11 protein-coding genes and 1 pseudogene are annotated in these 14,432 nt (G+C 37.5%); all 12 read left to right on the top strand.

What is annotated here, in order from left to right:
- The first annotated feature begins 106 nt into the window (after window positions 1–106).
- Window positions 107–2,074 (top strand): peptide ABC transporter substrate-binding protein, encoded by a 1,968-nt coding sequence (locus SORDD16_RS01460; RefSeq protein WP_061452080.1) that lies wholly within the window; start codon window positions 107–109, stop codon window positions 2,072–2,074.
- Between the two features lie 600 nt (window positions 2,075–2,674).
- On the top strand, window positions 2,675–4,363 hold the full coding sequence (locus SORDD16_RS01455; RefSeq protein WP_061452079.1) for a CAP domain-containing protein: 1,689 nt from the start codon (window positions 2,675–2,677) through the stop codon (window positions 4,361–4,363).
- Window positions 4,364–5,139: 776 nt separating this feature from the next.
- Window positions 5,140–5,726 (top strand): annotated as a pseudogene (locus SORDD16_RS10470) (hypothetical protein); the annotation flags it as partial.
- A gap of 190 nt (window positions 5,727–5,916) precedes the next feature.
- Window positions 5,917–7,362: an LCP family glycopolymer transferase CpsA gene (cpsA, locus tag SORDD16_RS01445; RefSeq protein WP_061452077.1), complete on the top strand. Its 1,446-nt coding sequence runs from the start codon at window positions 5,917–5,919 to the stop codon at window positions 7,360–7,362.
- Between the two features lies 1 nt (window position 7,363).
- The gene (gene cps4B, locus SORDD16_RS01440) at window positions 7,364–8,095 is read left to right on the top strand and encodes a capsular polysaccharide biosynthesis protein Cps4B (protein ID WP_061452076.1); all 732 of its coding nucleotides are present in this window, start codon (window positions 7,364–7,366) and stop codon (window positions 8,093–8,095) included.
- A gap of 8 nt (window positions 8,096–8,103) precedes the next feature.
- Window positions 8,104–8,796 (top strand): capsular polysaccharide biosynthesis protein CpsC, encoded by a 693-nt coding sequence (gene cpsC / locus SORDD16_RS01435; RefSeq protein ID WP_061452075.1) that lies wholly within the window; start codon window positions 8,104–8,106, stop codon window positions 8,794–8,796.
- A gap of 9 nt (window positions 8,797–8,805) precedes the next feature.
- Complete coding sequence (locus SORDD16_RS01430; protein ID WP_061452074.1) at window positions 8,806–9,480, top strand: tyrosine-protein kinase; 675 nt, start codon at window positions 8,806–8,808, stop codon at window positions 9,478–9,480.
- Window positions 9,481–9,495: 15 nt separating this feature from the next.
- The gene (locus SORDD16_RS01425; protein WP_061452073.1) at window positions 9,496–10,863 is read left to right on the top strand and encodes a sugar transferase; all 1,368 of its coding nucleotides are present in this window, start codon (window positions 9,496–9,498) and stop codon (window positions 10,861–10,863) included.
- 5 nt (window positions 10,864–10,868) lie between these two features.
- The gene (locus SORDD16_RS01420; protein ID WP_061452072.1) at window positions 10,869–11,612 is read left to right on the top strand and encodes a WecB/TagA/CpsF family glycosyltransferase; all 744 of its coding nucleotides are present in this window, start codon (window positions 10,869–10,871) and stop codon (window positions 11,610–11,612) included.
- Complete coding sequence (locus SORDD16_RS01415; RefSeq protein WP_001076787.1) at window positions 11,609–12,433, top strand: LicD family protein; 825 nt, start codon at window positions 11,609–11,611, stop codon at window positions 12,431–12,433. Before SORDD16_RS01420 ends, SORDD16_RS01415 begins: the two co-directional genes overlap by 4 nt.
- Before the next feature lies 1 nt (window position 12,434).
- Window positions 12,435–13,316, top strand: coding sequence for a glycosyltransferase (locus SORDD16_RS01410; protein WP_061452071.1), 882 nt, complete (start codon window positions 12,435–12,437; stop codon window positions 13,314–13,316).
- Window positions 13,317–13,340: 24 nt separating this feature from the next.
- A complete protein-coding gene (locus SORDD16_RS01405; protein ID WP_061452267.1) occupies window positions 13,341–14,423 on the top strand; it encodes a glycosyltransferase family protein in 1,083 nt (360 codons plus the stop codon).
- Window positions 14,424–14,432: the final 9 nt, after the last annotated feature.

Raw genomic sequence — 14,432 nt, 5'->3', positions numbered from 1 at the left:
CATAAAAAATATTTGTTAGAATTTTCTAAAAAAATAGCTGAATGTCTTTGCATTTATAGAAAAATAGGGTATAATGGTGAAAATACTATCTTTAAGGAGATTGCCTATGAAATCGAAAAAGTGGCTCTTAGGAGCAGGAGCGGTCTTGAGTGCTGCTCTCCTGTTAACGGCTTGTGGAAAAAACGAAAAGAATGCAGAGGCTCCCAAGACATTTTCTTATGTTTATGCCATGGATCCATCGTCTTTGGACTATAGTGTGACGAGCAAAAGTTCAACATCTGACGTTATAGCGAACGTTGTGGATGGTCTCTTAGAAAATGATAAGTATGGAAATTTAATTCCATCACTTGCAGAAGACTGGTCCGTCTCTAAAGATGGTTTGACCTATACCTACAAACTTCGTAAGGGTGTGAAATGGTATACTTCTGAGGGAGAAGAGTATGCAGAAGTTAAGGCTCAAGACTTTGTTACTGGGCTTAAGCATGCTGCTGATGGGAAGTCAGACGGACTTTCTTTGATTCAGGATTCTATCAAAGGATTGGCTGCCTATGTCAGTGGAGAAAGCAATGACTTCTCTACTGTAGGAATTAAAGCTGTTGATGACTACACGGTAGAATACACTCTCAACAAGCCAGAAAGTTTCTGGAATTCTAAGGTCACAACTGCAACCATGCTTCCAGTTAATGAAGAATTTTTGAATTCGAAAGGGAGCGACTATGGTGCACCAACCCCATCAGGTATCCTATATAATGGTCCTTATTTCTTGAAATCATTGACTTCAAAATCAGTCATTGAATATGAAAAGAATCCAAACTACTGGGATAAGGACAATGTCAAGATTGACAATATTAAACTAACTTTCTACGATGGATCAGACCAAGAATCTTTGATTCGTAGCTTTACACAAGGTGCATATACCACAGCCCGTCTCTTCCCAACAAGCTCAAACTTTGAGTCAACTAAAAAAGAGTATGGCGATAAGATTGTCTATAGTCCACAAGAAGCGACAAGCTACTACCTCACTGTGAACGTAAACCGCCAGTCTTACAATAAAACAGCCAAAACGGACGAGGCTCAAAAAACTTCAACGAAAGAAGCTCTTCTCAACAAGAACTTCCGTCAGGCGCTGAACTTTGCCCTTGACCGTCACTCTTACACTGCCCAGCTGAATGGCGAAGAAGGTGCGGACAAGATTATCCGTAACAGCCTAGTGCCTCATGACTACGTTCAAGTGGGTGAAAAGACCTTTGGAGAGTTGGCACAGGCAGAGCTCGTTTCATATGGGGAACAATGGAAAGATGTAGCCCTTACAGATGGTAAGGATACGATTTACAGTCCTGAAAAAGCTAAGGCGGCCTTTGCAAAAGCTAAGACAGAATTGCAAGCTAAAGGCGTGACATTCCCAATTCGTTTGGACATCCCGGTTGAACAGACAGATGTGATTGCCGTTCAGCAAACCAACTCACTCAAACAATCTATCGAATCAACACTTGGTACAGAGAATGTCATTATTGATGTTCTTCAAATGACGGATGATGAAAAAATGAGTATCACTTCTCAAGCCAAAGTACCATCTCAAAAAGACTATGACTTGAATGGAACTGGTTGGGGACCAGACTATCAGGATCCAGCCACCTATCTCAATATACTAGATGCCAAGACAGGTTCTGCTCTCAAGCACTTGGGAATTACCCGAGGAAAAGATCCAGAAGTGATGGCTCAAGTTGGACTGGACGAATACAAGAAACTCTTGGATGATGCGGCGAGTGAAACAAGCGATCTCAATAAACGTTATGAGAAATACGCTAAAGCTCAAGCTTGGGTATCTGATAGCTCACTCTTAATCCCAGTTGCCTCTTCAGGTGGTTCTCCAACTGTTAGCCGTACAGTGCCATTCACAAAAGCGTACTCTCAAGTCGGAATCAAGGGGGATCCATTCGTTTTCAAAGGCCTGGAGTTGCAAAATGATGTCGCGACCACCAAAGAATACGAAGAAGCTTTCAAGAAATGGCAGAAAGAAAGAATCGAAACGAATGCCAAATACCAAAAAGAGCTAGAAAAACACATCAAATAATCTATAAAAAGAAAAGGAAGTTGCAGAAAATCTGTGCTTCCTTTTGTTTCTTTGTTAACTATAGTAGTCGATGAAACGCGTAATATCAGAGTTGTGCAAACACTAAAAAGGAACAAAACCGCTATAGTGGGGGTGCGATATATTATTAGAAGGGGGGTTCTTTTTAGGCTATGATTTGCATGATAAAGAGGACTGTCAGATCGACAATAGTTGTAATGCAACCTAATCACGGGAATCCGAAGGAGAATACGAACTTTAATATTTATATAACAAATTATTTTTAGTATATTTATACATGTTAAAAATATTTTTTAGGCAAGTGTTTAATACCATATAGTTTGAGCGTTGAAACAAAAAATACTTGTTCTGATGTTAAAACATCAGTTTTGTTATATAAAAATAGTAATGATGTTATTTTGTTGATTTTAAAATGTGAAAGTGCTACAATTGTTATTGAACGTAATAAATATTAAAAATATTCATTACGTCTAAATTATATTTTATAAAATATATTCTTTACTTTTAGTCCGAAAAACGAATAGTGCACAAAGTTTTTCCGAACATTACGACTAGTGGTTCTTTTTGGAGGTTTAATTTAAAATGAATAGAAAATATGGTCTTTTGGCGGGAGCGGTTCTGGCATCGGCAATTGCGGCTTCAGCTTCTGTAGCACCAACGGTTCATGCAGATCATCGTTGGGATTTCCGTCATAACTGGGACTACGATTTCGATGATTGGGACTATGACTATTGGGATTATGACTATTGGGATTATGACTATTGGGACTATGGCTATAACTATTGGAATCGCAACTATAATTATTGGAATAGATACAATTACCGACAACCCAATAATGGTCGCTATTTTTACTGGAATGGTCACTACTACTACCGTATGAGTGACGGTAGTTACCGTATTTACCGTGATGGTGAATGGAAACCGTTGACAAATAATAATGACAACAATTCTTCAGCTAATAACTTAACAAATGATAGCCACTACCGCTATGAGAATGGTTACCATTACTATGTGTTAGAAAACGGGGACTACTATTATTACCAAGATGGTCAGTGGGTGTTTGTTAAGAAATCTGAGGATAATCCAAAAGAAGAGGAAAAAGAAGATTCGGGTACAGTGGAGCTTCCAGAAAATCCCCCATTCAATGGTGCTGAGGGAGAGTTTAATCCTTTTGCACCAAAACCAGACCAACCAACTGAAGATCCAAAACCAGATAATCCAACTGAAGATCCAAAGCCAGATAATCCAACCAATCCATCTGTCCCAGAGACTCCAGGTTTAACCACGACGGATGAACCGAGTGAAAATCAGATTCCTCCGTATGTTGAAAAGCCAGCAGCGGGTTTGGAGCACTTGTTGTGGGCTCCAGATGGAAGTAAACCAAAATTGGCCTTTCCACCAGGAAAGCCAGGTGATAAGGTTCTGGAGAACGATACACACTATGCCTTTGATGGCACAAACCATTATTACTATGTTGACTCTAATGATGCAGTTACAGGTTATACAGCCTACTGGAAATGGATGGGGAATGTATGGAAACTGTATGGGATGACCAACCCTACTGATCCGGCACTGGATCCAAACTTGCACACGGATCCTGCGGATGATGAGTATAGATATAGTGATCAGGATTCTAGCGTGAAACTGTATTCGACTAATCTAGTCGCAACTGCTGAGGCAGGGCAAGCTCTTCCATTCCAAAATGTTGAGGAATTTAAAAACTATGTGATCGAAAAACTAAATCCGAAATTTGTAGATAACGCAGGTTGGGATGCAAAGGTTACTTGGGAGATTGAAGATGAAGAAATCTTTGAGAAAACTAAAACAGATCCTTGGGCTAGAGATTATGTTTTGGTTGCCAATCTCAAGAGCGGAGTAGACGGAGAAAGTTATCGTGATGTAGAATTTGGTTATGTGAAGTTTGTCTTCCGCGTTGCTGCGACGGATGATACGAATTATTACTATATGGAAAAGGCTAAGGAAGCATTTGCTGAGATCAATGAAATTCGTAAGGAACAAGGTTTGAAAGAATTGACTTGGTCAGATGAGATTTATCAAAATCAAGTCCTGCCGAAAGCAAATCAAATTTCTCGCCAATATGATAGTTCAGGCTTTGTTGCTCGTCATGACCAAGATGCGGACGCTGTTGTCAAGAAGTGGGCAAATAGTGGTTTGAGAGAACTACTTTTAGATCCAAATGCGACAGAAGGGGCCGTGGCGGCAGTAGTTAGTGGTAATGGAGATTATTACTGGGCTTATAATTATAAGTAATTCGAATTTCTAGCTCTGTGTCACCTGTCGTGGATTGATGAGAAGGCTAGTATATGGAGAAGGCGGTACTGTCTTCTCCATTTTTATTCAAAGCGATAATGGTTCTTTTCTTAAATTACCAAAGTTACGAAACTTGCATTTGATGGATTTTATCAGATTGCTAGTTGCCTCTAATCAAGGCAATTGAGGGATGTGGATAATTCATTTTTTCTTAAGAACGATTTGGAAAAGAGGATGAATGCCGCGGGTTCTATCTTCCTATTGGTACGAAAAGCTCTTCGAAAACAAACTAGTTGTCTGTATAATAATGCCGTAGCTGAAAAAATTGTCGTATTTTAAGGTCAAATTCATTAATCAAGGATACTTTCGTTCTTTAAAAAGAATGGCTGTTAGAGACAGAAGATTGTCTTTGTTGGTGGAATATTCATAGGATTCATAGCAATTTTGACGATCGAATGCCCGTCCGTGGCGGTGATGTTGATGGCTTAAATCGATATAGATAAAGTTTGTACAGAAAATGGTTGTTTTTTATTTTCCATGCACTTAAGTGTTTAGGTTCATTTTAACGCCCTGCATTATTTGTTTAGATTAATCGTTTCTCGATAGAAAGCGGGAAACTCTACTTTTTAAAGCAATTTTTATAACATATAAACATGTTATAAAACCTAACATATAGAAGTAGGCGATGAAATTAAGAAAAAACTTATCGGAGCGGTTCTTGCCTTAGTTGCAGGAGGGTTACTGTCAGCTTTTGGACAGTTTGATACAGATATAAGTACTTTCTCGTCAACGTTAACCGCAAAACCTATAATCATACCGCTAAAACAACGGATGAGCAAAAGCTATCAACTCAAACAGCGATTTTAAATAAAAATTTCCGTCAGGCGATTAACTTTGCCCTTGATCGCACAACCTACTCAGCTCAATCAAATGGTGAGGAAGCAGCCAGCAAAAACCTTGTAATACCTCCCTCCTTACTTTTGTACAAGTAGGAGACAAGAGCTTTGGAGAGGTAACGGCTTCTAAGCTTGTGAACTATGGAACAGAATGGTCAGGAATCAACTTGGCGGATGCCCAAGACGCTTACTTTAATAAGGAAAAAGCTCAAGCGTGGATGATTGACAATTCTCTAATCCTGTCTGCTATGTCAAATAGTGGTACAGCCTCTGTAACCAAAGTAACTTCGTTTACACGTGCCTACTCCTTAGTTGGTATCAAGGGGGACGGAAATAATTATAAGTACATGAGATTGCAGAAAGATCCTGTTACCAAGAAAACGATTTGACGAAGCTAAGGCTAAGTGGGAAGAAGAACGAAAAAAACGATTGAGCAGAGTCAAAAAGAATTTGAAAATCATATCTAAAAGCGAAAACAAGGTTTTCTTCAAGAGATCTTGTTTTTGTTTGTCAAAACTCTCAATGCTGAAAGTTGTAACTTCAAAAAAATAATTAAGAAAAAAGAATGAAAACGCTAGAAATTGTGGAAATGAATAGAATTTATCCTATTTCTGTGATATAATTATTCTAATTATTAGAGTAGTATAGGGGAGTATCATGAATAAACGTTCAAAGAGAACTCGCTCGGGGAAAGTAATGCAAAGTGTTAACATAGTCTTGTTAACTGTTTACCTATTGTTGGCTGGCTTGTTGCTTTTTTTGATTTTTAAATACAATATCCTTGCTTTTAGATATCTGAATCTAGTGGCAACTGCCTTAGTTCTATTAGTTTCTCTAGCAGGGTTGCTCTTGATTGTCTATAAAAAAGCTGAGAAATTCACCATTTTTCTCTTGATGCTCTCTATCCTTATGAGCTCTGTGTCGCTCTTTGCAGTACAGCAGTTTGTTGGACTGACTAATCGTTTAAATGCGACTTCCAATTACTCAGAATATTCTATCAGTGTTGCTGTTTTAGCAGATAGTGAGATTGGAAATGTTACGCAACTGACGAGTGTGACAGCACCGACTGGGACTGATAATGAAAATATTCAAAAACTACTAGCTGATATCAAGTCAAGTCAGAACACGGATTTGAAGGTCGAACAGAGTTCGTCTTACCTAGCGGCTTACAAGAGTTTGATTGCAGGTGACACCAAGGCCATTGTCCTAAATAGTGTCTTTGAAAATATCATCGAGTCGGAATATCCAGATTATACATCAAAGATTAAAAAGATCTATACCAAGGAATTCACTAAAAAAGTAGAAGCACCTAAGGCTTCGAAGAGTCAGTCTTTTAATATCTATGTGAGTGGTATTGATACTTATGGCCCGATTAGTTCGGTGTCGCGTTCGGATGTCAATATCCTAATGACTGTCAATCGTGATACCAAAAAAATCCTCTTGACCACAACACCACGCGATGCCTATGTACCAATCGCTGATGGTGGAGGCAATCAAAAAGATAAATTGACCCATGCGGGCATTTATGGAGTTGATTCATCCATCCACACCTTAGAAAATCTCTATGGAGTAGATATCAATTACTATGTGCGATTGAACTTCACTTCGTTTTTGAAATTGATTGATTTGTTGGGTGGGGTAGATGTTTATAATGATCAGGAATTCACAACTCTACACGGTAAGTTTCAATTCCCTGTGGGCAATGTTCATCTTGATTCAGAACAGGCTCTTGGTTTTGTCCGTGAACGCTACTCTCTAGCAGATGGTGACCGTGACCGCGGACGCAATCAACAAAAGGTGATTGTGGCTATCCTTCAAAAATTAACGTCGGCAGAAGCACTGAAAAATTATAGTACGATTATTGATAGCTTGCAAGATTCTATCCAAACAAACATGCCGCTTGAGACCATGATGAATTTGGTCAACGCTCAGTTAGAAAGTGGTGGAACTTACAAAGTGAATTCGCAAGACTTGAAAGGTAAAGGACGGATGGATCTTCCTTCTTATGCGATGCCAGATAGTAATCTCTATATGATGGAAATTGACGACAGTAGCCTTGCATCTGTCAAAACTGCTATTCAAGATGTGCTGGAGGGCAGATGAAATGATTGATATTCATTCGCACATTGTCTTTGATGTAGATGATGGCCCCAAGTCGAGAGAGGAAAGCAAGTCTCTCTTGATAGAAGCCTACAGACAGGGGGTACGAACCATTGTCTCTACCTCTCACCGTCGCAAGGGCATGTTTGAAACTCCGGAAGAGAAGATAGCAGAAAACTTTCTTCAGGTTCGGGAACTAGCTAAGGAAGTTGCGAGCGACTTGGTCATTGCTTATGGAGCTGAAATTTACTACACACCAGATGTTCTGGATAAGCTGGAAAAAAAGCGGGTTCCAACTCTCAATGATAGTCGTTATGCCTTGATAGAGTTTAGTATGAACACCCCTTATCGCGATATTCATAGTGCCTTGAGCAAGATCTTGATGTTGGGAATTACTCCAGTCATTGCCCACATCGAGCGCTATGATGCTCTTGAAAATAATGAAAAACGCGTTCGAGAACTGATCGATATGGGCTGTTACACGCAAGTAAATAGTTCACACATCCTCAAACCCAAACTTTTTGGAGAACGTTATAAATTCATGAAAAAAAGAGCTCAGTATTTTTTAGAGCAGGATTTGGTTCATGTCATTGCAAGTGATATGCACAATCTAGACGGTAGACCTCCTCATATGGCAGAAGCATATGACCTTGTTACCCAAAAATACGGAGAAGCGAAGGCTCAGGAACTTTTTATAGACAATCCTCGAAAAATTGTAATGGATCAACTAATTTAGGAGAAATGATGAAAGAACAAAATACGATAGAAATCGATGTATTTCAATTACTTAAAACCTTGTGGAAACGAAAGCTAATTATTTTATTAGTGGCACTTGTGACAGGTGTGGGAGCTTTTGCATATAGCACTTTTATCGTTAAGCCAGAATATACGAGTACCACGCGTATTTACGTAGTGAATCGCAATCAAGGAGACAAGCCGGGACTGACAAATCAGGACTTGCAGGCAGGAGCTTATCTGGTAAAAGACTACCGCGAAATCATCCTTTCGCAGGATGTATTGGAAAAGGTTGCGACCGATTTGAAATTAGACACGCCAGCAAAAACGTTAGCCAGCAAAGTTCAAGTGACTGTACCAGCTGACACTCGTATCGTCTCAATCTCTGTCAAGGATAAACAACCAGAGGAAGCCAGTCGCATCGCTAATTCTCTACGAGAAGTTGCTGCAGAAAAGATCATCGCTGTAACGCGAGTATCTGATGTAACGACACTTGAAGAAGCGCGACCAGCTACGACTCCCTCTTCTCCAAATGTTCGACGCAACACCTTGTTTGGTTTTCTTGGAGGAGTCGTCGTAACAGTAATTACTGTTCTTTTGATTGAGTTACTCGATACCCGTGTGAAACGTCCTGAAGATGTCGAAGATGTACTGCAAATTCCACTTTTAGGAGTCGTTCCAGATTTGGATAAAATGAAATAGGAGGAAGTTATGCCAACGTTAGAAATCTCACAGGCAAAATTGGAGCTTGCGAAAAAGGCAGAGGAATATTATAACGCTTTGTGCACGAACCTACAGTTAAGTGGAGATGATTTGAAAGTATTTTCTATCACTTCTGTGAAACCAGGAGAAGGAAAGTCAACGACTTCCACTAATATCGCTTGGGCTTTTGCGCGTGCGGGTTACAAGACACTGCTGGTTGATGGAGATATCCGTAATTCTGTTATGTCAGGTGTTTTTAAAACAAGAGATAAAATTACAGGTCTGACAGAATTTTTATCAGGAACTACAGACCTGTCACAAGGGCTTTGTGATACCAATATCGAAAATCTCTTTGTGGTTCAGGCTGGCTCTGTATCACCAAATCCGACAGCGCTTCTTCAAAGTAAGAATTTCAGTACGATGCTTGAAACCTTGCGTAAATATTTTGACTACATCATCGTGGATACTGCTCCGGTCGGTGTCGTCATTGATGCGGCTATCATTACGCGGAAATGCGATGCTTCTATTTTAGTAACAGCAGCAGGTGAAACAAATCGACGGGATATTCAAAAAGCAAAAGAACAGTTGGAACAAACTAAGAAGCCGTTTTTAGGGATCGTGTTAAATAAATTCGATACTTCAGTAGACAAACACGGTTCTTATGGAGATTATGGGAAGAAATAGGTTGAGGAGATAGAGATGGATGGAAAAGTAGTAAAACTTTCATTGGCCATAATCCAGAGCTTTCTTGTTATTTTATTGACTTATCCGCTTAGTGCTGTGAGAGAAACGGAGATTGTTTCAACAACAGCTATTGTACTTTATATCCTCCACTATTTTGTCTTTTATATCAGCGATTATGGACAGGATTTCTTTAAAAGGGGATATTGGATCGAGTTTGTCCAGACATTGAAATATATCCTATTCTTTGCTCTAGCGATTAGTATTTCTAATTTTTTCTTAGAAGATCGCTTTAGTATTTCCAGAAGAGGCATGATTTACTTCCTCACATTACATGCTCTTTTAGTCTATGTGCTAAATCTATTTATCAAGTGGTATTGGAAGCGAGCTTATCCCAATTTTAAAGGAAGTAAAAAAATTTTCCTACTTACAGCAACTTCTCGTGTCGAAAAGGTACTGGATAGACTAATAGAATCAAATGAGGTTGTTGGGGAGTTGGTAGCTGTCAGTGTTTTAGACAAACCAGATTTTCAGCATAATTCTTTAAAGGTAGTAGCAGAGGAGGAGATAGTAGACTTTGCGACTCATGAGGTGGTCGATGAAGTCTTTATCAATCTTCCAAGTGAAAAATACAATATTGGAGAGCTTATCTCTCAGTTTGAAACGATGGGAATTGATGTAACAGTCAATCTAAATGCTTTTGATCGTAGTTTGGCACGTAACAAGCAAATCCGTGAGATGGCAGGATTAAACGTTGTGACTTTTTCTACAACATTTTATAAGACTAGCCACGTGGTTGCTAAACGGATTATTGATATTATCGGTTCTCTAGTAGGGCTGATACTATGTGGTCTAGTCAGTGTTGTACTGGTTCCTTTGATTCGAAAGGATGGGGGCTCTGCTATTTTTGCTCAGACGCGTATTGGAAAAAATGGTCGCCATTTCACTTTTTATAAGTTTCGCTCTATGTGTGTAGATGCTGAGGAGAAAAAAAGAGAGCTCATGGAACAAAATACCATGCAGGGTGGAATGTTTAAGGTGGACGATGATCCGCGTATCACGAAAATTGGTCGTTTTATAAGGAAGACTAGCCTGGACGAGTTGCCACAGTTTTATAATGTTCTAAAGGGAGATATGAGTTTGGTTGGTACACGACCACCAACAGTGGACGAGTATGAACACTATACCCCAGAACAAAAACGTCGTCTAAGTTTTAAACCTGGCATAACAGGTCTCTGGCAAGTCAGCGGACGAAGTGAGATCAAGAATTTCGATGAAGTTGTCAAATTAGATGTGACCTATATAGACGATTGGACAATTTGGAAAGATATTGAAATTTTATTGAAGACAGTTAAAGTAGTATTTATGAGAGATGGAGCGAAGTAGTTCATATGAATGAGAGAATCCAAATATTAGGAATTACTATTGATCCATTAACGATGAAAGAAACAGTGGATGCTGTTGAACAGTATGTTTTAAAGAAGCATCCTTTGCACTTGATGGGAGTTAACGCGGATAAAATTAATCAGTGCCATGAAGATGAGAAAATTAAAAAAATCGTTAATGAATCAGGAATAATTAATGCCGACGGTGCTTCAGTGGTTTTAGCGAGTAAGTTTTTAGGAGCGCCTGTCCCTGAACGAGTAGCTGGTATAGATTTGATGCAAAATTTGCTAGAGTTATCAAATAAAAAAGGATACTCAGTTTACTTTTTTGGAGCCAAAGAAGTAATTTTGCAAGATATGCTAAAAGCTTTTAAACAAAGATATCCTGATCTTGATGTTGTTGGTTATAGAAATGGATATTTTTCACCTGAAGATGAAGAAAAGATTCAGGAAGATATTAAAGATAGAAAACCAGATTTTGTGTTTGTAGGGATTACTTCTCCTAAGAAAGAATATATTATCCAATCATTCATGGATAATGGAATTAATGCTGTTTTTATGGGTGTTGGTGGCAGTTTTGATGTATTATCAGGGCACATCAAACGAGCGCCATTATGGATGCAAAAATTGAATCTGGAATGGTTATTCCGTGTAGCTAATGAACCTAAACGCCTTTTTAAGCGTTATTTTGTAGGGAATATTTCATTTATAAGAAAAGTCTTAAGAGCGAAAAGGGGATATAAATTTTGAACCAAACAGAAATGGTTAAATTGATTCAGAAAGTTGAATTGGATGCTATAAAAGAGTTTCAAAAAATTTGTAAAGAGAACAAAATAGATTTCTTCCTTCGTGGGGGTAGTGTACTTGGGGCAGTCAAATATGATGGCTTTATTCCATGGGATGATGACATGGATATTGCTGTGCCCCGTGAAGGCTACGATAAACTTCCAGGTATCTTTAAGGGTAGAATTATCGCAGGCAAATATCAGGTTCTTGCTTATCAATATTGCGATACTTTACATTGCTACTTTCCTCGCTTATTCCTTTTAGAAGATGAACGGAAACGTTTGGGCTTGCCACGAAATACCAATTTAGGCCTGCATTTGATTGATATCATTCCTTTGGATGGTGCCCCAAATCATTCATTTTCAAGAAAGCTTTACTTCGGTAAAGTATACTGGTATCGTTTTTTAGCAAGTTTAGGAACTACTTATGTTGGAGACCATGTGGATATGCATTCCGTTAAGCAAAAACTAATCATCGGTTTCTTTAAAAAGCTAGGATTTGCAAAACTATTTCCTCAAAATTCTGTTTATAGACGCTTGGATAATCTCTATAAAAAGTATGATTGGAAAAAGCAGAGGTATGCTGGAACTATCAATGCTTCTTTATTTGCTAAAGAAGTTATGCCAGTAGAGATTTGGGGAGAAGGAGTAGAGAAGCCTTTTGAGGATACCTTCTTTAAAGTTCCAACGGAGTATGATCGCTACTTGAAAAGACTTTATGGGGAAAACTATCTTCACGAAGAGCCTAGTGATGATGAAAAGAAATCGCATTTAGGAGGACAATAATTTGTTTTGTTATATTATTTTGCATTACAAAGTATTAGAGGAAACTATTTCTTGTGTTAAATCAATAAAGGAAGCGAATTCCAATTCAAAACAGATAATCATTATTGATAATTTTTCTAATAATGGTACGGGTGAAAAACTACAAGAGCTTTATGAGTCGGATTCAGAGATTGATGTATTGATTAATCATGAAAATACTGGTTTTGCTCGTGGAAATAATGTAGCTTATCAATTTGCTAAGGAAAAGTATAACCCCGATTTCATGGTTATCATGAATAACGATATTGAGATAGAAACAGAAGATTTTGAAAAAATCGTGACAGATATCTATCGTGAGGAGAAATTCCATTTGCTTGGGCCAGATATCTTCTCGACTACTTATCAACTTCACCAAAACCCAAAACGGTTGACACATTATACTTATGAAGAAGTTAAAACTCTAAATGAAAAATTTAAAAAAGGGAGCCAAGTTAGTCTAGTTTTAAAAATCAAATGTTGGTTGAAAGCTAGTAAAGCTCTTCGAACAGCAATCTATCAAAATAGACGTAAAAAAGGATCAGTAGACTATAGAAAACAGGTAGAAAACCCAATTCTTCATGGTTCGTTTATTGTATATTCAAGAGATTTTATCGAAAAAGAGGAGTATGCTTTTAACCCTAACACCTTCTTCTACTATGAAACAGAGATATTAGATTATGAAGCTGAATTAAAAGGATACAAGAGAATTTACACACCGAAGATTAAGGTATTGCACCATCAGAATGTTGCAACTAATCAGGTTTATACAAACTTAGTAGAAAAAACTTTATTTTCAAACAAATGCAACTTTGAATCCACTAGTTATTTTTTAACTTTAATGGAGAAAAATAAAATTAGTCGGTAATTATTAAAAATGAATAAAAAAATGATGAAAAAAATTTTATATGTGACAAATGTTGATTGGAATTGGATAAAACAGCGTCCACAATTTATTGCAGAAAGCTTATCTAATTTTTATGAGATACTAGTTCTGTATCGCTATTGGTATAATAGAAAAGGGTTGACTGAGGATAGAAATACTAACATTACAAATATATCACGTATTTATGCCCTACCTTTTGTTAATAGGTCACCTAAACTAAAGCAACTGAATGATAAAATTGTTGCTTGGAAAATTCGAAGAAAAGTTAAGACCTTTAAACCAGAATATGTATATTTGACAAATCCAATGCAGTTTGCATCTCTTGTAGACAATTCAGAACAAAAAATAATATATGATTGTATGGATTATCATGTGGCTTTTATAGAGGATAGAGAGGAACGCCAGCGATTAAAAGATTTAGAAGAGAAACTGGTCAATAGAGCTAATTTAATCTTGGTTTCGAGTGAGAAATTAAGAGGAAATATTATTTCTGATTATAACTTGGAAGAACAGGTTGATAAAATAGTGGTGGTTAGAAATGGTTATAATGGTAAAATCTTAAGCATTCCTACTCAGCATAAAAAGAATAACCAAAAGCTTGTACTTGCATATGTTGGCACTATCAGTCATTGGTTTGATTTTGATATCATTTTACGAAGTTTAGAAGATTTTGATAATATTGAATATAAGTTGATTGGTCCGATTAGTAAAGCTGTTATTCCTGAACATGATAGAATTCATTATTTAGGAAGTGTACCACACGAGAAGATTTATCAGTATATTGAGAATGCAGATGTTCTTATTATGCCGTTTCAAATTAATGATATTGTTGAAGCAGTGGATCCAGTCAAGTTGTATGAATATATTAACTTTAACAAAAATATACTTACGGTATGTTATAAGGAAATTCTGAGATTTGAACCATTTGTATACATGTATTCAAATTATTCAGATTACCAAATGAATCTGGTGCAATTGATTGAAAATAATAATTTGAAATATGACAGTATAGCTAGAGAAGATTTTTTGAAAAGTAATACTTGGGAAAAAAGAGCGGAGATGATTCATCAGTTGATTAATCAATTGTAATTTTTTGTG

Origin of the sequence: Streptococcus oralis (assembly GCF_001578945.1) — a bacterium.
GTDB classification, from domain to species: Bacteria; Bacillota; Bacilli; order Lactobacillales; family Streptococcaceae; genus Streptococcus; species Streptococcus oralis_Q.
This window is presented reverse-complemented; position numbering and strand designations above follow the sequence as displayed.